The sequence below is a fragment of the Sinomicrobium pectinilyticum genome (assembly GCF_003725735.1).
GTDB lineage: Bacteria > Bacteroidota > Bacteroidia > Flavobacteriales > Flavobacteriaceae > Sinomicrobium > Sinomicrobium pectinilyticum.
This window is the reverse complement of record NZ_RJTM01000026.1, coordinates 41,565-62,566: the sequence shown is the minus strand read 5'-3', so window position 1 is coordinate 62,566 and position 21,002 is coordinate 41,565. Positions and strand designations below refer to the sequence as shown.

The 21,002-nt window shown below is 44.9% G+C and carries 18 protein-coding genes; 14 read left to right on the top strand and 4 right to left on the bottom strand.

The window, feature by feature from the left end:
* Positions 1 to 57: 57 nt before the first annotated feature.
* Complete coding sequence (locus ED312_RS04490) at positions 58 to 2,751, top strand: DUF5695 domain-containing protein (RefSeq protein WP_123214810.1); 2,694 nt, start codon at positions 58 to 60, stop codon at positions 2,749 to 2,751.
* Positions 2,752 to 2,755: 4 nt separating this feature from the next.
* Here ED312_RS04490 and ED312_RS04485 read toward each other — a convergent pair whose 3' ends face one another.
* Positions 2,756 to 3,559 carry a serine O-acetyltransferase gene (locus ED312_RS04485; protein ID WP_123214809.1) on the bottom strand — a complete coding sequence of 268 codons (804 nt, stop codon included), beginning with the start codon at positions 3,557 to 3,559 and terminating at the stop codon, positions 2,756 to 2,758.
* A gap of 299 nt (positions 3,560 to 3,858) precedes the next feature.
* Between ED312_RS04485 and ED312_RS04480 the strand changes: the two genes are divergently transcribed.
* From ED312_RS04480 to ED312_RS04445, 8 genes are all read left to right on the top strand, one after another.
* A complete protein-coding gene (locus ED312_RS04480) occupies positions 3,859 to 5,394 on the top strand; it encodes a YifB family Mg chelatase-like AAA ATPase (RefSeq protein ID WP_123214847.1) in 1,536 nt (511 codons plus the stop codon).
* A 40-nt stretch (positions 5,395 to 5,434) separates the two neighbouring features.
* The gene (locus ED312_RS04475; RefSeq protein ID WP_123214808.1) at positions 5,435 to 6,529 is read left to right on the top strand and encodes a DUF2891 domain-containing protein; all 1,095 of its coding nucleotides are present in this window, start codon (positions 5,435 to 5,437) and stop codon (positions 6,527 to 6,529) included.
* Positions 6,529 to 7,731, top strand: a complete 1,203-nt coding sequence (locus tag ED312_RS04470; RefSeq protein WP_123214807.1) for an Nramp family divalent metal transporter — start codon at positions 6,529 to 6,531, stop codon at positions 7,729 to 7,731. Before ED312_RS04475 ends, ED312_RS04470 begins: the two co-directional genes overlap by 1 nt.
* A 50-nt stretch (positions 7,732 to 7,781) precedes the next feature.
* Positions 7,782 to 8,492, top strand: coding sequence for a 5-oxoprolinase subunit PxpA (gene pxpA / locus ED312_RS04465; RefSeq protein WP_123214806.1), 711 nt, complete (start codon positions 7,782 to 7,784; stop codon positions 8,490 to 8,492).
* A gap of 267 nt (positions 8,493 to 8,759) precedes the next feature.
* Positions 8,760 to 9,485 (top strand): 5-oxoprolinase subunit PxpB, encoded by a 726-nt coding sequence (pxpB, locus tag ED312_RS04460; RefSeq protein ID WP_123214846.1) that lies wholly within the window; start codon positions 8,760 to 8,762, stop codon positions 9,483 to 9,485.
* Positions 9,478 to 10,338 carry a 5-oxoprolinase subunit C family protein gene (locus ED312_RS04455; RefSeq protein WP_123214805.1) on the top strand — a complete coding sequence of 287 codons (861 nt, stop codon included), beginning with the start codon at positions 9,478 to 9,480 and terminating at the stop codon, positions 10,336 to 10,338. Before pxpB ends, ED312_RS04455 begins: the two co-directional genes overlap by 8 nt.
* 100 nt (positions 10,339 to 10,438) lie before the next feature.
* Positions 10,439 to 10,720 carry a hypothetical protein gene (locus tag ED312_RS04450; RefSeq protein ID WP_123214804.1) on the top strand — a complete coding sequence of 94 codons (282 nt, stop codon included), beginning with the start codon at positions 10,439 to 10,441 and terminating at the stop codon, positions 10,718 to 10,720.
* Between the two features lie 187 nt (positions 10,721 to 10,907).
* Positions 10,908 to 12,068: a HEPN domain-containing protein gene (locus tag ED312_RS04445; protein ID WP_123214803.1), complete on the top strand. Its 1,161-nt coding sequence runs from the start codon at positions 10,908 to 10,910 to the stop codon at positions 12,066 to 12,068.
* A gap of 78 nt (positions 12,069 to 12,146) precedes the next feature.
* On the opposite strand, the gene ED312_RS04440 is transcribed toward ED312_RS04445, so the two are convergent.
* A complete protein-coding gene (locus tag ED312_RS04440) occupies positions 12,147 to 13,511 on the bottom strand; it encodes a tetratricopeptide repeat protein (RefSeq protein WP_123214802.1) in 1,365 nt (454 codons plus the stop codon).
* A gap of 152 nt (positions 13,512 to 13,663) precedes the next feature.
* Positions 13,664 to 14,512 (bottom strand): AraC family transcriptional regulator, encoded by an 849-nt coding sequence (locus tag ED312_RS04435; protein ID WP_123214801.1) that lies wholly within the window; start codon positions 14,510 to 14,512, stop codon positions 13,664 to 13,666.
* 258 nt (positions 14,513 to 14,770) lie between these two features.
* Between ED312_RS04435 and ED312_RS04430 the strand changes: the two genes are divergently transcribed.
* The 5 genes from ED312_RS04430 (at position 14,771) to ED312_RS04410 (ending at position 20,049) form a co-directional block, all read left to right on the top strand.
* Positions 14,771 to 15,565 (top strand): SDR family NAD(P)-dependent oxidoreductase, encoded by a 795-nt coding sequence (locus ED312_RS04430; protein ID WP_123214800.1) that lies wholly within the window; start codon positions 14,771 to 14,773, stop codon positions 15,563 to 15,565.
* Between the two features lie 24 nt (positions 15,566 to 15,589).
* Entirely contained in the window at positions 15,590 to 16,750 is a 1,161-nt protein-coding gene (locus ED312_RS04425) for an MFS transporter (RefSeq protein WP_240643023.1), read from the top strand.
* A gap of 100 nt (positions 16,751 to 16,850) precedes the next feature.
* On the top strand, positions 16,851 to 17,798 hold the full coding sequence (locus ED312_RS04420) for an aldo/keto reductase (RefSeq protein ID WP_123214799.1): 948 nt from the start codon (positions 16,851 to 16,853) through the stop codon (positions 17,796 to 17,798).
* Between the two features lie 381 nt (positions 17,799 to 18,179).
* On the top strand, positions 18,180 to 19,280 hold the full coding sequence (locus ED312_RS04415; protein ID WP_123214798.1) for a Gfo/Idh/MocA family protein: 1,101 nt from the start codon (positions 18,180 to 18,182) through the stop codon (positions 19,278 to 19,280).
* A 103-nt stretch (positions 19,281 to 19,383) separates the two neighbouring features.
* Complete coding sequence (locus tag ED312_RS04410; protein ID WP_123214797.1) at positions 19,384 to 20,049, top strand: uracil-DNA glycosylase; 666 nt, start codon at positions 19,384 to 19,386, stop codon at positions 20,047 to 20,049.
* A 56-nt stretch (positions 20,050 to 20,105) separates the two neighbouring features.
* Here ED312_RS04410 and ED312_RS04405 read toward each other — a convergent pair whose 3' ends face one another.
* A complete protein-coding gene (locus ED312_RS04405; RefSeq protein WP_123214796.1) occupies positions 20,106 to 20,957 on the bottom strand; it encodes a substrate-binding domain-containing protein in 852 nt (283 codons plus the stop codon).
* Between the last annotated feature and the right edge of the window lie 45 nt (positions 20,958 to 21,002).

Here is a 21,002-nt window from a genome sequence, read left to right as displayed (position 1 = left end):
GGAACCCGCTTTTTAATTAAGGAGAATTAATTTATAAATATGAACAGGAATAGTAGAATGATTAAATTTTTAAAGAACCGGATTCCCGTAGTTCTGTTGCTGCTGACATTGCAGGCCACAATTGCGCAGGATTACTGGAGCCGGATTACCAAGCGTCCTTCGGTACTGGCATTGGAAGAAGGATTTAATACCATTGATGCCGGGGACTTCCGGTTAAAACTTGTGAAATCATCCCAGACCGTAGCCGGTTTGTTTCCGGTATCCGTCCCCGAGTTTGATTTTACGCCGGGAGACCGTTTAGCTGTCCGGGACAAGGACAGTCTGTTCCACCTCGGGGACCTTAATCTGAGGCTCCGTATCCCGGGAGAAACCTGGAAAAATTATACTACTGCAACCAAAAGATCAGCAGTAGAAGCATTGGAAACTTCGGGCAATATACTTGCGGCGGCCGATCTGGCCAATACCCTTCCGGACGACATACCACTTTCGGTAAAACGTTATTACGAAATGAAGGACGGTTCGCTGGTGATGCGATTTGAACTTACCAATACTTCCGCATCCGATGTGGAAATAGGTGCTCTCGGCATCCCCATGATATTCAACAATATTCTGGAAGGCAAATCTTTGGATGAAGCCCATGCCCAGAATGTATTTTTTGATCCTTATATCGGAAAGGACGCCGGATACCTGGAAGTGAAAAGACTTCACGGTAATGGCCCTGATCTTTTGGTGCTTCCCGAAGAAAATATGTCTTTCGAAGCTTACCGGCCGGTACTGGAAGATCCTACGCCCAGAAGTATAGTTTTCGAAGGATTTCACGAATGGATGGCCCATAGCAAGGCTTATGCCGAAACAGATTGGGAAGGTGTGGAACAATGGAACCGTCCTACATCACAAATACTCCGCCCGGGGGAAATCCGCAATTATGCACTCCGGTTTGTGCTTACCGACGGGGTCCGGCAGAAACCGGAAGTATTAAGAGAAGAAAAGCGTCCCGTAGCCATGGGGGTTCCGGGATATGTATTGCCCATGGACGTACATGCCCTACTTTTTCTACAGTATGGAGAAAACATCGAAGATTTCGAGGTAGAGCCCGAAGGTGCTCTGAAGATCGAGCGGGAAGGCACTACGGCTTCCGGCGCGAAGAAATTCAGGGTTACGGGAAAAAGATGGGGAAGATCCCGTGTAACGGTACATTATGCTGACGGACTGGAGCAGACCATCCATTACAATGTCATAAAGCCGGAGGAAGAAGTGGTGAAAGATTTTGGGCATTTCCTGCTTACCGAACAATGGTTCGATGAAAAGGGGGACCCGTTTCATCGTAATCCTTCGGTAATAAGTTATGATTATGAAGAAAAACGACAGGTTACTCAGGACAGTCGTGCATGGATTGCGGGATTAAGCGATGAAGGAGGAGCCGGAAGCTGGCTTGGTGCCGTGATGAAGCAATTGGTGCAGCCGGACAAGGAAGAAGTGGAAAAACTACAACGTTTTATCGATGAAACACTTTGGGGGACCATCCAGCACAGTGAAGGACCACAGAAATACGGAGTTAAGAAAAGTGTCTTTTATTACGAACCTGAAAAGATGCCTGCCGGCACATATGATAAAAATGTCAATTACGGTACCTGGGCTGCATGGGATAAAAAAGGCGCAGATGATGTAGGCCGTTCTTATAATTATCCGCATGTGGCAGCAGCATACTGGGTAATGTATCGTCTGGCCCGTTACAGGGACGGACTGGTAACCAATCATCCGTGGGAATGGTATCTTGAGCAAGCATACAGGACTGCTGTTGCCATGCAGAAACTCGCCCCGCATTATGCCCAGTTCGGACAAATGGAAGGTACCGTTTTTCTGAATATACTCAAGGACCTGAAGAGAGAGAATTACAGCACCATGGCTGCCGACCTGGAAAACCGGATGAAAGAAAGGGCCCTGCACTGGAAAAGCCTCAATTATCCTTTCGGAAGCGAAATGCCCTGGGACTCTACCGGTCAGGAAGAAGTATATATGTGGTCCGATTATTTCGGATTTGACGAAAAAGCAGCGGTCACCCTTAATGCCATACTGGCCTATATGCCGGTAATGCCGCATTGGGCATATAACGGAAATGCCAGGCGATACTGGGATTTTCTTTATGGAGGAAAACTTTCGCGTATTGAAAGACAGATACATCACTATGGTTCCGGGCTGAATGCTATTCCCGTGCTCACTCATTACCGGAAACACCCGGAGGATTTATATCTTTTAAAAGTGGGGTATGGCGGACTGCTGGGGGCGATTTCCAATATTACCGAAGACGGATTTGGACCTGCAGCATTTCATTCCTTTCCTTCGACACTGAAAATAGACGGCCTTTCCGGTGATTACGGTTCCGGGTTTTTCGGATATGCCGTAAATTCGGCGACATACATCACCAGGGATGAGGATAAAGGATGGCTTGCTTTCGGAGGGAACTGTACGGTAAAAGACGAAAAAATAGAAGTACAGCTGACAACGGCCGGTAAAAATAAAATATATCTTGCACCGGAAAAGCTGTGGCTTACCCTGGATGCCGGAACTTTCAAACAGATAAATTACAATCCGCAGTCGGGAGAAGTAGAACTCATTTTAAATGCAAAGGACAAATATACCCCGGTAGCTTATCTTTCTGCAGGGAGTATAACCAAAAAACTCCCCTATGAAAAAGAACGGGGAGCTTATAAAATTCCTTTAAAAAAGAAAACCGTAAAAGTAAAGCTGTAAGCAATTAATTATCACTTTTTATTTTACTGTTGGCTTTTATTTTAATATCGGGCGTGTGGTACACCAGCGAGTTCTCCGGAACGGACTCGGTGAGCCACACGTTTCCTCCTATGATACTGTTGGCTCCTATGACTGTTTCTCCTCCGAGTATGGTGGCATTGGCATAAATGGTTACATTGCTCTCTACGGTGGGATGTCGTTTTATATCGGTCAGTGATTTCTCTACGTGCAGGGCCCCGAGAGTAACTCCCTGATAAATTTTCACATGATCTTTGATTATCGTAGTTTCTCCGATGACAATACCCGTGGCATGATCTATAAAAAATGATTCACCTATTTGTGCTCCCGGGTTGATATCCACACCGGTGAGCCTGTGCGCATATTCGGTCATTAACCTCGGAACAATGGGTAATCCGTATAAATGCAGCGGCCTGCTCAACCTGTAAATGGCTATGGCATAAAAACCGGGATAGGCAAGACATACTTCTTCTATGGTACGGGACGCCGGGTCGTTTTCTACGATAGCTTTGGCATCCAGGTTGAGCTTCCTGAGGATTTCCGGGAGTTCATTGAGATAATTCTCCCAGATCTTTCCGCAGGGTTTTCCCGGAGCCCAGCAGGCGAGGTCCACGATCTTCTGAAATTCTTCCTCCAGCTGATTGATGTTGTCCACCACGGAGGTGTCACTGTCAAATAAGGTATAAAATAACTGAGAAGAGAAGGCTTCGGTTTTTTCCTTCAGTTCGAACTTCAGGTTTGGATTCTGCTTGTTCTTTATAATGTTTTCTATAATTGTTTCTTTCTTCATGGCGTGTTGCGTTGTTAGTGGCCGTAACAGCCGGCATCGGAAAAACCTGAAATATCAAATCAAATCCCGCATGTCCGCGCAGACCGGGTAAAAGGTTCAAAAAATAAATAATGATAGGATATAGAGAAAATAGCCGCCACAGAGCCCTAACAGACTCCTATAAGCGATTTTACTTTCCAGTAGGTTATATACAAATGATGCAGGTAAAACATAAAAATGACTTTACAGCTTAAAAACAAAGTTAAGAAGCTTCCCTTACATATTTGTTAATTTTTATATTTTTAAACAAAAAAGAGCAAATGCTGACAAAAATATTCGGAAGTGCTGTTTTTGGGGTGGAAGCTACCACCATCACCGTAGAGGTTAATGTAGCGGTAGGCGTAGGGTATCATCTTGTGGGGCTTCCCGACAATGCCATTAAAGAGAGTAATTACAGAATTGCTGCTGCATTGCTCAACAACGGATATAAAATACCCGGTAAAAAGATTACCATTAATATGGCCCCTGCAGACCTGCGAAAGGAAGGCTCCGCTTACGACCTTACCCTCGCCGTTGGCATTCTTGCTGCTTCCGGGCAAATAAAAAGCGAAGGTATTGAACACTATATTATCATGGGGGAACTTTCGCTGGACGGTAGCCTGCAACCCATAAAAGGAGCACTGCCCATTGCGTTCCGGGCCTGTGAAGAAGGGTTCACAAAGTTTATTCTTCCGGAACAGAATGCCAGGGAAGCTGCGGTAGTAGAAGGTATTGAGGTCTACGGAGTTCAGAATATACGGGAGGTCATAGACCACTTCGATGGCAGGAAGCCACTGGAAAGGACGCTGGTAGACCACCAGGAGGAATTTTATAGCAAGCTGGATTTTCCGGAGTATGATTTTGTAGATGTTAAAGGGCAGGAAAGTATTAAACGATGTATGGAAATCGCCGCTGCGGGCGGACATAATATTATCCTGATAGGGCCGCCGGGTTCCGGAAAGACCATGCTGGCCAAACGCTTGCCCAGTATCCTTCCGCCCATGACGCTCAATGAAGCGGTGGAAACGACCAAAATCCACAGTGTGGCGGGGCGCACGGACCATTCGGGATTGATGGTACAGCGACCGTTCCGCTCGCCCCATCACACGATCTCGGATGTCGCTCTTGTGGGTGGCGGCACCTATCCCCAGCCCGGGGAAATATCACTTTCGCATAACGGTGTTCTTTTTCTGGACGAACTCCCGGAATTTAAACGGGGCGTGCTGGAAGTGATGAGACAGCCGCTGGAAGACAGGGAAGTTACCATATCACGGGCAAAATTTACCGTTACCTATCCGTCTTCCTTCATGCTTGTGGCCAGCATGAACCCGAGCCCGGGCGGATATTTTAACGATCCGGATGCACCCATAACATCTTCTCCCGCAGAAATGCAACGTTATCTCGGGAAGATATCAGGGCCACTCCTGGACCGCATAGATATTCATATAGAAGTGACGCCCGTTCCGTTCGAGAAACTGTCGGATCATCGCAGGGGAGAAGGAAGCAGGGAAATACGGAAACGGGTTACGGCTGCCAGAAAAATACAATCCGAGAGATTTAAAGAAGTCAAAAACACCCATTATAATGCCCAAATGAATACCAGGCAGATCCGGGAATACTGTGAACTGGACGATGCTTCCAAAACATTGCTTAAAAACGCCATGGAAAGGCTCAACCTCTCCGCAAGGGCCTATGACCGCATATTGAAAGTAGCCCGGACCATAGCCGACCTGGAACATACTGAAAACATCTCGGGAAACCATATCAGCGAAGCTATTCAGTACCGAAGCCTTGACAGGGAAGGCTGGCTGGCCTGATTTTAAATCCATTTTTGAAATTTTATATCTGATATATCATATGAAGCTATTATCTACTGTTTTCATCTTTTTACTCCTCATGTCCTGTACGCCCGATCAGCCGCGTAAAAAACCGGAAAATCCGGAACCCGGGACCAGGGCCTTAAGACTTACTTCCGAAGAGGCCGGCAGGTTGGCCGCATTACCACTGGCCTGCATGCAAACCGAGTATCCGAATAAACTGAACCAGACTTTAAATGATTCTACGGACCTTCAATCTCCCGAAAGTCTGCACCCTGCCTTTTACGGTTGTTTTGACTGGCATTCTTCCGTACATGGGCATTGGATGCTGGTAAACCTGCTCAAACAATTTCCGGACATGGAACGGGCAGAAGAAGCCAGAAAAAAATTAAAAGAAAATATTTCCCGTGAAAATATATTGCAGGAAATAGTGTATTTTTCCAAAGAACCCTCTTACGAACGGACTTACGGATGGGCCTGGTTACTGAAGCTGGCCGAAGAATTGCATACCTGGAACGATCCTTTGGCAAGAGAACTGGAAGAAAACCTGCAACCGCTCTCGGAGGTTATTGTAAATGGTTATATAAATTTTCTCCCGAAACTGAATTACCCCATACGTATAGGTGAACATTCCAACACGGCATTCGGGCTTACTTTTGCTTATGACTATGCAAAGACGGTAAATGATACTGTACTGTCGGAACTCATTACCGTAAGGGCGAGGGATTTTTACCTGCAGGATACGGATTGTCCTATCACCTGGGAACCGGGAGGTTTTGACTTTCTGTCCCCGTGCCTAGAAGAAGCGGATATCATGCGAAGAGTATTGCCCAGAGAAGAATTCGGTCACTGGCTGCGGAAATTCCTGCCACAGTTAAAAAACAAATCCTTTAGTCTGGAACAGGGAAAAGTATCGGACCGGGAAGATGGTAAGCTGGTGCATCTGGATGGTGTAAATTTCAGCCGGGCCTGGTGTCTTTACGGTATAGCGAGGGATTTGCCGGAATACGCTCATTTAAAACGGATAGCAAATGACCATGTGCTCCATTCGCTTCCGCATATTGTAGATGACAATTACGAAGGAACGCACTGGCTGGGGTCTTTTGCGGTGTATGCACTGAACTCCGCGTACTGATGTTCGGGTTTTTCAGAAATATAGGACCCGGCACCCTTGTAGCTGCAGCATTTATAGGCCCGGGTACGGTCACGGTATGTACATTGGCCGGAGTAGGGTTCGGCTATGCTTTGCTCTGGGCTATGGTGCTTTCGGTAATAGCTACCGTGGTTTTGCAGGAAATGGCAGTACGTATAGGTATCCTCACCCGACAGGGATTAGCTGAAATTATAAAAAGAGAATTACGGTCGGATAAATGGCTGAAAATCCCTGCAATGATATTGGTTTTCTCTGCGGTGGTTATCGGTAATGCAGCTTATGAAGCGGGGAACCTCAGCGGCGCCTCCCTGGGTATCGCAGGAGTTTTCGGTGAGGCATACGCTACCTTTTACCCTGTGATAATAGGCGGAATAGCATGTGTCCTTCTCTGGATAGGGAATTATAAAGTGTTGGAACGATGTATGATAAGTCTGGTGTTACTCATGAGCTTTTCCTTTTTGTGTGCCGCCGTACTCACGAAGCCCGATTGGGGAGCCGTACTTCAGGGGGCCTTCCTGCCGGTGTTCCCGAAAGATAGTATTTTTACCATTTTAGGTCTGGTAGGGACAACCGTAGTGCCGTATAACCTGTTCCTGCATGCTTCACTGGTAAGAGAACGGTGGAGTAGCGGAGCAGACCTGAGACCGGCAAGAAAAGATACCTTCGTATCCATAATACTGGGCGGACTGGTTTCGATGGCAGTTATTATTACTGCAGCGGGCAGTGGCCTTACCGATGTAAGTAATGCTATGGATATGGCTCATGGCCTCGAACCCCTGTATGGGAGGTATACCACCTATTTTATAGCCACGGGACTGTTTGCTGCCGGAATCACTTCTTCTGTTACCGCACCGCTTGCGGCGGCATATGTAGCCAACGGATGTTTTGGCTGGGAGGCTTCCCTCACGGATATGCGCTTTCGGATGATATGGATGGCAATTATCAGCATAGGGATCGTATTTGCTTCTCTGGGGTTTAATCCTATAGAACAGATTCTTTTTGCACAGGTGGCCAATGGAATTTTACTGCCTGTAATAGCCCTGTTTTTATGGTGGGTGGTCAATCGTTCGGGAGTGCTGGGGATTTATAAAAACACTTTATGGCAAAATATAATTGCCGGGATTATTATATTTATAACTATTCTCCTGGGCTTGCGGAGTATTACCAAAGTTTTGGGATGGTAACTCTCTATAATTAATAAAACATCTCTTGATTTATATAAAAACCGATGTGAATGTCCATAAAATTGAATTGTGACGTAGGCGAAGGCCTAGACAATGAGCATTTGCTGATGCCTTATATATCTTCGTGCAGTATTGCCTGCGGCGGACATGCCGGAGATAGGGGAAGTATGCAACGAGTTGCAGACCTGGCCGTGAAATATAAAGTAGGGGCAGGGGCACACCCGTCTTATCCGGACCGGGAAAATTTTGGCAGGGAGTCCATAAAAATGGAAGAAGGAGAACTGATGAAATGTGTACAACGGCAAGTAGTAACGCTCGAAAATGTGCTCAGGGAAAAACGAATACCGCTGCATCACATTAAGGCACACGGAGCCTTATATAATGATATGGCCCGGAAAACAGACATCGCAGAGATATTTCTATCTGCCCTTATATCATACAGGGAGCGGGTACCTTTATATGTTCCGTATAATTCGGAGATCGCAAAACTAGCTGTAGCCAGAGGATTCCGGATAATCTATGAGGCTTTTGCCGACCGTAATTATAACAATGATCTCAGCCTGCTTTCAAGGAAGGAAAAAAAAGCTGTGATCCTCGATAAGGAAAAAGTGCTGCGGCATGTGTTGTTTATGGCAAAAGAGGGAAAAGTACGCACATCCGATGGCAGCGAAGTAAAAATCAGGGCAGATACCTTCTGTTTGCACGGTGATAATGCTCATGCCGTAGAAATACTTAAATACCTGTACAACCGTCTCCGGTGACTAAAAAAGCAACGGAAATCTTCGGGGTTTTGGTAGTGGTCAACGGTAATCAGGTGATGGAGGAGTTCCATAAAGAATTTTCGCCCTGTTGGTGATCTACCCATCCAAAGATAAAGTGATCCTGCTATCCATGATAGACAATTTTTATACGACAAACTCAAAAACAATATCATATAAAATTATTGAACGTTTATAACTTAGAAATTTACATAGGTTTTATTTTTAAAATATGGAGTTTTTTTGGTACTTAGCAATATGACTTCAACCTTGAAAAACTACGAGCTTGTATATAAGCCAATGGGAGAGAAAGCTATTCTTATCGAATGGCCTGAGGGTATAGACGAAGCTATCCTGGAGGACGTTATCAGGTTCAGGCATATTCTGCAGAAGGAATTAGGGGATAAACATGAACTTATACCTGCATATCATTCCCTCCTGGTTATTTTCCCGAAAAAAACAGGATACAAGGAAATTACCCGTCAATTACATAAATTGTATACAGCCAGAAAAAGTAAAACTGTCAAGAGGCACTTGTGGCATATTCCTGTATGCTATGAAGAAGAATTCGGATTAGATACGGCGTCACTTGCTTTGGAGAAAGGCATACCTATGGAAGAACTCATTTGGCTCCATACGGCAGGAGAATACACAGTATATGCCATAGGTTTTCTGCCGGGATTTATGTACCTGGGCGGATTGGAAGAGCGACTTTTTTCTCCCCGGAGAGATGACCCCAGGCTAAAGGTGCCCAAGGGGGCTGTGGGCATAGGAGGAAAGCAAACGGGAGTCTATCCGCAGGAAAGTCCCGGAGGTTGGAATATTATCGGAAATTCTCCTATTAAGCTGTTTGATGCCTCCCGGAAAAAACCGTGCAGAATAAAAGTAGGTGACAAGGTAAAGTTTTTCCGGATAAAAAAAGCGGAGCACGAACTGATAAGTATCGAAGCCGCAGCAGGAGTATACAAAATAAAGAAGGAGGAGTGGCATGATTAAAGTCTTAAAACCGGGTTTTTATACTTCCGTTCAGGATACCGGGAGGACAGGATACCGGCATATGGGAGTGCCTGTTTCGGGTGCTATGGATATTTTTTCGGCCGTGCTGGCCAACAGGTTACTGAATAATGAGGATGATACAGCCATTGTGGAGATAACCATGACGGGTCCCGTACTGGAATTTTCCGAACCTACTCATATTGTGATTACCGGGGCGGAAATGCAGCCCTCGCTTAATAAAACGGAAATACCGTACAACCGTGTGGTCAGGATAAAAGCGGGAGATGTGCTTTCGTTCGGTAAATTACAGAAGGGGATCCGTTCTTATCTGGGGATTAAAGGCGGGATAAAAACGGATAAGGTACTTCACAGCAGGTCGTTGTATGTCCCGGTTACCAAAACAGCCCGGATACAGGAAGGCAGTACGCTGCCTTATGAACCTTTCAAAGGGGATATAGAAAATCTTATCGAGATCAAGATAGATAATGATTTTCTCTTTGATTCTCTTATTAAAGTCTGTCCCGGACCGGAATACGACACGTTGTCGGAAAATGACAGAAAACGGCTGGAAAATGCTGCTTTTACTGTTTCTGCACAAAACAACCGTATGGCTTATCAGCTGGAAGAGCGATTGTCTTCCAATGATTTCAGTATCATCACTTCGGCCACAATACCGGGCACCGTACAACTTACCCCTTCCGGCAAAATGATTGTGCTGATGCGGGATTGCCAGACCACCGGAGGATATCCCCGTATCCTGCAACTTACGGAAAAGAGCACTTCCGTTCTTGCACAGAAAAGGTCGGGCGAACGTGTGGATTTACAGGTTCTCCAACAGCATATTACTTCCTGATCTTCAACGGGAGGAAAAAGAATTTGCGAAAAAAGCTGTTTTAGTTGGGCCTGATAGTAGTTTCGGGTGTATAATTAGCAGAACTTAAAACTACACCATTATGAAACAGGAATATATTGTATTAAATGAACTTCGGAAAATTGCTCCGGCCCGTTTCCGGTATTTGAAATATTGTCCGGGTAAAGGAGGTTATATGGTAGATATCCGTCAGAGGGGGTATCAGAACCTCTTAAGTACGATCTCCGGTTTATTGAAGTCATGTGTCGTGGCTACAGAAGAAGCACCGGAAATCTGTTCGGATATCTCCCGCCCGCACCTCGGCGTAAACAAGCATTGGGAATTATTTATTAATTGTTGCCCATGTACGAAAGTGATTGTATAGACATTCATTCTCCGGGATTATTTCCGCAAAAGCTAAGATTTTTCCACCCTTCCGGACACTTGCCCCGATTTTAAATTCAAATATGAGGTTTTATTTTCATTGCGATATTTCCCGCCCTGATTGTCGGCGGGGAAAGGGAATCCATTACCTGAAAATGACCTTTTTCTAATCATTAAAAATAATATTTATGAAAAATACTGCCATACAAGAAATACTGTCTAGAATAACTGCTTTAATAGATGCCGAGTATGTTTATATCTCCGATATGGAGGAAGGTAAAAAGCTGATATTGGTACTATTCTCCGAAAAAACTTTTCCCAGGCAACACGATCACTCTTCTGTAATAGCAGATATACTGGGGGGACAGGAGGGTTTTCTGCTTCGCCTGTACACATTGCAATACATGAAAAAACAAATGCGTGAAGGAAACCTCTTTTTTATCCGTGTTTGTCAAAGCCGGAACCTGGTTTACAGCAATGAAGAACACATAGAACCACCATCGGAAAATATAGATATGGAAAAGGTGATGGCCGTGGCGAAAGAACGGTTTGAAACGGAATGTACCAAAATAAGGGCTTTCCGGGAAGGGACTGATTTTTATTGTGATAAGGAAGACTATCCGCAAGCGGCATTTATGTTGCATCAGTCCCTGGAAATTGCTTTCCGGCTGGCAGAAATATTGGTAACCGGAAAGGAAAAAATATGTCACAGTATTGCAGAGCATCAAAAATATGTCCGCGATTTTATTCCGCGACTCGGGATGCTATTTGACCCGGGAAATGAAGAAGAAAACAGGTTGTTGCAGTTACTTGACCATGCTTATAAAGAAGTAAGATACGGATATGACTACCAGATAGGCAAAGAAGAACTGCTGTTGCTGCAGGAGAAATACAGGTTACTACAAACCGAGATCCGGGAGCTTTTCGATGCAGGGATCAAAGCATGTGAAACAGGTAAAAAAGTTTCAGGGTCCCCGGAAAAGAAATCTCCTTCGCCACGGGCCGTACCATTATCCGCGGAAGAAAAGGATGAAATAAAAAGGAGGATAGAGAAGCTTATAGAAAAGAAATTTTATAAATACCAGGAGAATTCCGAAAAGGTATACTACAAAGCAGGTTTTTTACTGGAGAGTCCTTTGGAGGTGTTGTTTGGTGTCTCAAGCCTGATCAAAGTGTGTGTCATGGCTATGGAATACCCGGAGTACGACCTCTCCGGCTTCATACCACAACCTTATATGGAAATAAAAACTGCTCTGGAACTTGCCGTACAGTTACTGCCGTATGAAGAAATGGAATGTCTTAACGAAATCATGTCCGGATACCTGAAAAACGGCGTACCCGTGGTTTAAAAAAGAAACCCGGGTTTACATAGTGTAGTGTAAACCCGGTTTTTTGTATGGTAATGATTGAAAAAGGGTAGATAGTTACTATAAATCAGGCACTTTTACGCTACCGCCAATCCAACAACTGAAGTTTACTGTTTTTCCACTCATTCCGGCACTGAAGATGTCCTGTTTGCTGGGAGCCCTTCCTGCGTAGCTTGCAGCAGTTTGTGCCGCGCGGCTTTTCAGGGAAGGATCAACCTGTCCGGCTTTTCTTGCCATCTCTGCAGCTTTCCAGTAAATAGCCCTTTTCTCGAAAGTAGTGCTACCGCATTCGTTAGCGCTGTTGGCATATAGTGAAGCAATGATCAGGTAAGGTGTACCGTTGGCAGGATTAACGTCCAGCGCCTGTTGAGCATAGTTTCTCGCAGCGGACTTTTGTCCGCTTTTGCTCATTTTGGAAGCAATGCTTGTCAACTTGTTAGCTTTCTTTATCGGGTCGCTTTCCAGCTGGATAGATTGTTTGAAAAACTCCAGGGCCTTGCTTTTATTTCCCTGCTCTTCATAAAGGGAGCCGAGGTAGTATTTGGAACTTGCCGAAGGCTCTATCTTATCCAGGGCTTCTACCAGTTTTACGAAAAGAGGGTCTCCTGTACAATCTTTGGAATCCATTCTCCCGGCAGCGCTTTTAAGCCATGCCGCATCATTCTGATGTGCATCAAAATTCTTTTGGTACAACGGGATAAGGTTATCACAATCTGCCAGTTTACCAAGTTTGCTATCGATACTGCTGCTTATCTTTTCATAGTTTTCCCCGTTTTGACGGGCAGCCGCAAGTATTTGCTTTTCTTTGGCAGTAAGGGTGCCTTCGTCTTCTTTAGCTACATATTTAACGATAGTTTCCGCAAGTTCCTGGTTTTCTTCAGCAATCTTGGCAGTTACTTCGTCATATACATCAAATACTTCCTGGAGGTCTTTTTTACCGGCAGCCTGCAAATCTACCAGTGTGGAGAAGTAGAGGTACAGCGCTTTCGGATTTTTAAAAGCGTCTTTGTCCTTTTTGAAAGCCTGGTCCAGAAGATCGTAAATTTCTTCCTGTGATCCCAGTTTATTATCATTTGTCAAAAGAGCAATGTCTATAAGACTTCCTACTTCGGTGTAACGCTTGGGAAAGTATTTTGGTCCCGATTTATACAGCTCTGTCAACGTTTTGATATACTGCTCTTTGTTAGCAGGATCTTTTTGAATTTTATCCTTTAATATCCGTTCACCGTAATGGTAAGTGGCCCAGTGCAGATCCGGACAGTTTTCATAGACCATTTTCCACGGCTCATAAGCCGAATCATAGTTTTTGTTTTTTGCGTGTTCTGCAAAAATGGAAAGGTTTTGTGGGCATTCAGGGTTCTGCTGCGCAAAACTGAATAGAACGGAACCAAAAATACCTGCCAATACAGAAAAATTCCTTTTCATGATTTGTTATTATGGATTAAGATAAATAATCGCAAACTTATAAAAACATTATAAATAAATCCATTTAAAGAAGCAATTTCCTGGATTTAAATGAGAAAAATAAAAATTCCCATCGATTTATTACAAAATTTTAAAATAAAAATAACATTCCTTTAAGACTGTGAGGCCAGTAACTTCAATTCGGAGAATGTCCTTCCTCCGTATCCTTTTACAAACTTGTGTAAATGGCTCTCGTCGGTGAAACCAAATTCCAGAGCGAGCTGTTTGGTTCCGGTATTGCCGTGCTTCAGGCGTTGTTCGAGTAAGTTGTAGCGGTATTGCTGAATGTAATTCTTTAAGGATGTCCCTACCTTTTCCTTAAACAACACGCCGATATAATTCCGGGAGTAGTGGAAATGCTCCGCTATGACCTTTTGACTTAACATTTTAGGATCATAGATATGAAGTTCTATATATTCCAATAGCTCTTCCGTAATTACCGAACCTGCCGAACGGTCCGGACGGGTTCCGCAACTTCGCCAGTTTCTCCTGAGCACCATTATGATGGATTTGAACCACTGAAAAATGAGATTTTTTCCAAAAATCTCATTACGCCCGTATTCGCTGACAATGAGTTCCAGTAAAGTAGCCACAATGGCTTTATCGGTTGCAATCCTGAGCATGTCGCCTTTTTTCCGCTCGGGCCTGCTCAGCAAATCATCGATATACCGGTTCCATTGGGCCGGGTTTTCTGAATCAAAAGACTCCAGGTAGCGTCTGGTAAATTTGAAATAGATAAAACGGGTGGTTTCTTCAATAATAAATTCATGTTCATCTTCGGGTCCCAGCAGGTATAAATCGCCGGTTTTATAAGGCATCAGGCGTTTATTAAGGTGATGTATCCCGGACCCCCCGGCTATGAATATGATTTCATAATGATTGTGATTATGCAACGGGTGTTGCCAGACATCCGTGGTAAAATCATTCACGATAAGCCGGTTGAATTGCTTGTAACGTTCCATAATGGAAATTTACAAAAAAATAATGTTTTTTTACAAAGGACTTCCTGCTTCCTTGTTGTTACTTCGTATAAAATTTTGATTGTGAAAAAGGAAACGATAACGTACACAATTGCCGGGTTGCCCATTGGCCTGAGTTTCCCGGGACACGGTTTGGTACACCTTCCGAAACCGCAAAGATTTGGGAGGGAATGACTGAAAGTTTTGCAGACACCTTTTTTCTGATTATAACAAGATGTTTTTAAACAAAAATAAAAGATCATGAATTTGCAATTAGAAGGGAAGACAGCTTTGGTTACCGGTTCTACTGCCGGAATAGGTTATGCCATAGCCAAGGGGCTTGCTGCGGAAGGAGCCCATGTGATTATAAACGGTAGAAAAGCCATGGATGTGGCAGAGAAGATTAAGGATTTGAGAATAGCTACGAATAACAACGGGATTACCGGTATCGCAGCCGATTTTTCCAAAAAGGAGGACATAGCCAATTTATTGAAGGAAATCCCTGATGTGGATATCCTGGTGAACAACGTCGGTATTTTTAACCAGGTTAAATTTGAAGATATTACCGATGAAGAGTGGTTTGAGATGTTTGATATAAACGTGATGAGCGGAATACGCCTGGCCAGGCATTATTTTCCAAGGATGCTGGAAAAGAATAATGGAAGGATCATTTTTATATCCAGCGAATCTGCCCTGAATATTCCTGTCGAAATGGTGCATTACGGCCTTAGTAAAACAGCACAACTTGCCGTTTCCAGGGGGCTCGCAAGACTTAGTAAAGGTTCCGGGGTTACGGTAAACAGTGTATTGCCCGGCCCTACGATGAGCAGGGCGAATGAAAAGGACCTGAATGAACAGGCCCGGGAAAAAGGAACAACCGTGGAAGAAATACAGAGAGAGTTTTTCGAAACGAGAAGACCCACATCCCTTATTCAACGTTTTGCCAATACGGAAGAAGTGGCCAATATGGTTACCTATATAGCAAGTCCGTTGTCCTCTGCTACCAACGGTGCGGCACTCAGGGTAGACGGTGGTGTGGCCAATTATATCGTTTAGGGTATTGTTAACAGAAAAAAGAAGTTGGAAAAGAAAGAATTAACGCCCGGGTTATTGCTGCTTATGGCAATAACCACGGGAATGGTCGTAGCAAATAATTACTACAATCAGCCGTTACTGGCAGATATGGCCGGGGAATTTGAAATTTCGGAAGCCGCCATCAGCGATGTACCGATGCTTACACAAATAGGGTATGCAATGGGATTATTTCTAATCGTCCCGTTAGGTGATATGCTGAAGCGAAAGAAGATGATACTCATCGATTTTGCGTTTATCATAGCGGCCCTTATTTCGGCCGGTATGGCACCTGGCCCTGCTACTCTTAAGGTGTCCAGTCTCTTTATCGGGCTGACTTCCGTAATCCCGCAGCTCATGATACCTATGGCAGCACAGCTCGCGGAAGACCGTAACAGGGGTAAGGCCATAGGAACAGTGATGACAGGAATGTTTATAGGGATCCTGGGATCGCGAACGCTAAGCGGTTTTATAGGTAGTTACCTGGGGTGGAGATCCATGTTTTTCATAGCTGCCGGGATTATAGCCGTATTATGGTTCTTCCTCAAGTGGAAACTGCCTGAGATCAGGCCCGACTTTAAAGGGACATACAAACAACTGCTGATTTCTATAGTAGAGCAGTTTAAAACCAAACCCAAACTGCGACTTGCCGCGTTGAGGGGTTCCCTTGTGTTTGCCAGTTTCAGTGTGTTCTGGACAACCCTGATATTCCTTCTCGAAACCCCGGTTTTCAATATGGGAAGCAGGGAGGCCGGGGCTTTCGGTTTTGTAGGGATAGCGGGGGCAGTAATAGCTACCGTGGTAGGAAAACTCAGTGATACGATGAATAAAAACACCATAATTATGGTCTCTGTTTTTATTGCCATGCTATCGTGGGTACTTCTGGGACTGGGGGCAGGCAGTATAGTTGTCCTTATCATTGGGGCGCTGTTTCTTGACCTGGGTATCCAGGCAGTACATATTACCAACCAGACCATTATTTTTGAAGATAACCCGCCGGAACGAAACCGGATCAACACAGTATATATGGTATTGTATTTTACCGGTGGTGCCACAGGTACCTTTATAGGAGGAATAGTATGGCAATATTTCGGATGGACAGGGGTTTCTGCCGCCGGATTTGGGTTCGGGGTACTGACCTTATTGGTCCACCTCGCCTGGAAAAAGTAGCCCCCCTGATATTCCCGGGCAGGTATGGCTATCATATCGATGTTGTGCCTGCGGGAAATTAATACGTAATATTTTGTATAAGCCGTAAAATCAAGTAATAATGAAAAAAGTAATCATAGGAAATACCGATCTGGAAGTGGCACCCATTAACCTGGGTGGCAATGTGTTCGGATGGACACTCAACGAAAAGGAATCTTTTAAAATACTGGATGCCTTTGTAGCCGAAGGTTTTAATTTTATCGATACTGCCGACATGTATTCGTACTGGGTAGATGGCAAAGGCGGGGGACAGTCGGAAACCATTCTGGGTAAATGGATGAAAGAACGGGGGAATCGCGATAAAATAATTATGGCCACAAAAGTGGGGGGAGAGACCGGTCTGCATCCCGTGGATACCAGTAAAAAGCATATCCTGGAAGGAGTGGACAAATCATTACAACGCCTGCAGACCGATTATATAGACCTGTATTACACCCACTTTGATGATGAAAAGACCCCGGTGGAAGAAACCCTGGAAGCTTATGATGAGATTATAAGAGCCGGAAAAGTACGGTATATTGCCGCATCCAACCTTTCCCCGGAACGGCTGAAGGCATCTTTTGAGGCTTCGGAGAAAAACAATCTGCCCCGATACCAGGCATTGCAACCGCATTACAACCTGGTGGAGCGCACCAATTATGAAATGAAGTATGCTCCCTTAGCGGAGAAATATAATCTTACCGTCTTCCCGTACTGGGCACTTGCAGCGGGATTCCTGACCGGGAAATACCGTTCGGAGGATGATCTGAATAAGAGTGTACGCGGAGGAGGAGCAAAAAAATACCTGAATGAAAAAGGTATGGCGGTCATAGCCGCCCTGGACGAGATAGCTGAGAAGCACCGGACTTCACAGGCTACGGTTTCGCTGGCCTGGCTACTGGCACAGCCACATATCGGCGCACCGATTGCCAGTGCTACCAATGAAAAACAATTACAAACCCTCTTCGACGCACCAAAACTGCAACTAGATACCGAAGACATGCAGATGTTGAATAATGCAAGTAAATAATTGTCTTGTAGCGATTCAATGTCCGGCTATCTGATATTTTAATACTGCTATCTCGGGCGGAGTCGGAATATCCTATCCTGCCATATCCGGTATCCCCGGCTTCGCTGAAGATGGTGATTTTTTGAGGCAGCCTTCCGGAGCCGTTTTTTATGCTTTTTTATCTCCGTATCCGCTCCGGCCGAAAAGGTATGCTCATGCTTGCCTGGTACCCTGCTTGGATATTAAAACCTTTGGTGTATAGGATGAAGTTGCCGAAGTCTGAACCTTTCTATTGTGCATTCATGATATAAGCTGTCAATGGTCAAACTAATTTCCGGAAGAATTTGATTAAGTGTAAAAAATAATTAACTTAATCGTCTGATATCAAAACTTCTGTAAACCATGAACTCTTTATCAAGAAGAACCGTATTGAAGACTATGGCCCTGGGAAGTGGCGCCGTTGCCCTTACGCCAAACCTGTTATTATCTGCCGGTAATAAATCCAAAGAACGTCTGGGAGTAGCCCTCGTAGGACTCGGATACTATAGTACCGATCTGCTGGCCCCGGCATTGCAGCAGACCAAGAACTGTTTTCTTGCGGGAATTGTAACCGGGACCCCTGCCAAAGCGGAAAGATGGAGGAAAAAATACAATATTCCGGATAAGAATATCTATAATTATGAAAATTTTGATACGATAGCGGATAATCCGGATATCGATGTGGTCTATGTGGTCCTGCCGCCGTCTATGCACCGGGAATATTCCGTCAGGGCAGCGGAAGCCGGAAAACATGTCTGGTGCGAAAAGCCAATGGCGATTACGGAACAGGAATGCAGGGATATGATAGATGCCTGCAATAAGAATAAAAGATCGCTTGCTATCGGTTACAGACTCCATCACGAACCAAACACACAGGAATACCGGCGTATTGTGCAGGAAAAACTACTGGGGAATGTCAGGAATATAAATTGCGCTGCCGGGTACCGGGATAACCGTACCGACCACTGGAAGCAAAAAAAGGAAATGGGAGGCGGTGCTCTGTACGATATGGGAGTATATGCCATTCAGGGAGCCCGGCTGGGATCTGCCATGGAACCCGTAGCAGTGGTCTCCGCCGAATTATCTACTACCAGACCGGAAATTTATAAGAACGGTCTCGATGAGACCGCCGTGGCAAGACTGGAATTTCCCGGAGGTGTTTTTGCAGATATTAAAACCAGTTTCGGGGAGAATGTAAACTTTCTCAATATAGCGTGCGATAAAGGGAATATTGAAATGGCTCCTTTTTCTGCTTATGAAGGAGTTAAGGGCAGCAGCCCGTTGGGAGAAATTAATCATCGCTACAAGCTTCCGTGGCAGCAGATCAGACAAATGGATGATGATGCACTGGCCATTATGCAGAAAAAGCCCATGCTGGTACCCGGAGAAGAAGGACTCAGGGATATCCGTATAGTAGAGGCCATATATAAATCTGCAGCAGACGGAGGCGAAGTAAAGCTATAGAACTGCGGGACCGTAATTTGCTGCCATTGTTAATAACAGCTACACCGGCTTTTTTGATATACTTTCCGGATTCGTTATTTTTGGCATAGACAAACCACAAAGAATGAATGTAGACATAGAAGCCAGCTGGAAAGCCAGACTGGAACCGGAATTTGAGAAACCCTATTTTGCATCTCTCATAAACTTTGTTAAAAGCGAATACCGACAACACAAATGCTATCCTAAAGGAAGCGAGATCTTTTCTGCTTTCGAGCATTGTAGTTTTGATGATGTTAAAGTGGTGATTATTGGCCAGGACCCCTATCATGGCCCCGGACAGGCTAACGGGCTTTGTTTTTCGGTTAACGATGGAATACCACATCCGCCGTCACTTATCAATATTTTTCACGAAATAGAAGCAGATGTGGGCACCCCATATCCCAAGAGCGGTAACCTGGAACGCTGGGCAGACCAGGGTGTGCTGCTTCTCAATGCTACATTAACTGTGAGAGCACGCCAGGCCGGGAGCCATCAGAACAGGGGATGGGAAAATTTTACGGATGCCGTCATTCAGAAAGTATCAGACGAAAAGGAAAATGTGGTGTTTATGCTATGGGGAGGTTACGCCAAACGAAAGGGAAGTAAAATAGACCGGAGCAAACATTTTGTACTGGAAACAGGGCATCCTTCGCCGTTGAGTGCTAACCGGGGATTATGGTTTGGCAATAAACATTTTAGTAAGGCCAATGCTTACCTGGAGAGTGTGGGAAAAGAACCTGTGCGATGGTGATTTGATAGGATTTCAGGTTGTATACCAACAGAAATACACAACCTGAAATGCAAGGGCTACACGAGGGTAACCAGCTTTTCATAAGGCAGTTTTTCCGGAATGAGGTTCAGTTCCAGAAGCTGGTCCTGTACGGTTTCTATGGTCTGTTTGTTCATAGGGGACTGGCTCCACCGGGTCAAGGAAAGCCATTCCGAAATGTCTTCGGCTTTCTGATCGAATCGATTGGCCAGGGTCCTGTCTATACTGGGTATCTGTTTAAAATCCTCCGTATATATATTTATGACTTCGAGGATGTGTTTAATCACATTCCTGTTTTTTTCCAGTATTTCATTCCGTACGGCGATGACAAAGCAGGGCCAGGGGGTAGGGCAGTCACCAATACTACGAAATATCCCTCTGTCTACCAGGGGCTTGGTCATGAAGCGTTCCCACATAAAATAATCTGCCCTGCCGGTTGTGAGGGCATCGACCGCACCGTCTATCGTATTCACGACTTCAAATTTGAGATTTTCAGTATCCCATCCTGTTTTACGGGCATTAACGAAAGCCATCAGGTGCGACCCTGAACCGAAACGGCTTATAGCGACTGTAGTGTTACGAAGGTCTTCGATTTTCCGGTAGCCGGATGCCTCTGCCACATGAATGCCCCATATTAACGGACTTTCTATATAAGTTTGTACTATGCCGGAAGGATTCCCCGCTGTTATATCCTTTACGATGCCTTCGGTGAGAATAATGGCAATGTCGGTTTCTCCTTCCCGCAGCATGTTGCACATTTTACCCGTGCCTTCGGGAGTGTCTTTCCATTGCAGGTCAATGCCTCTTTCTTTAAAAGCCCCTTCTTCTATAGCAAAGTGCCACGGAAGGTTAAAATGCTCCGGAACCCCGGTGATCTTTATGGTTTTCATTCAAAAAAAATTTACGTTCCCTGCCTGGGATACAGTTCCGGGGCA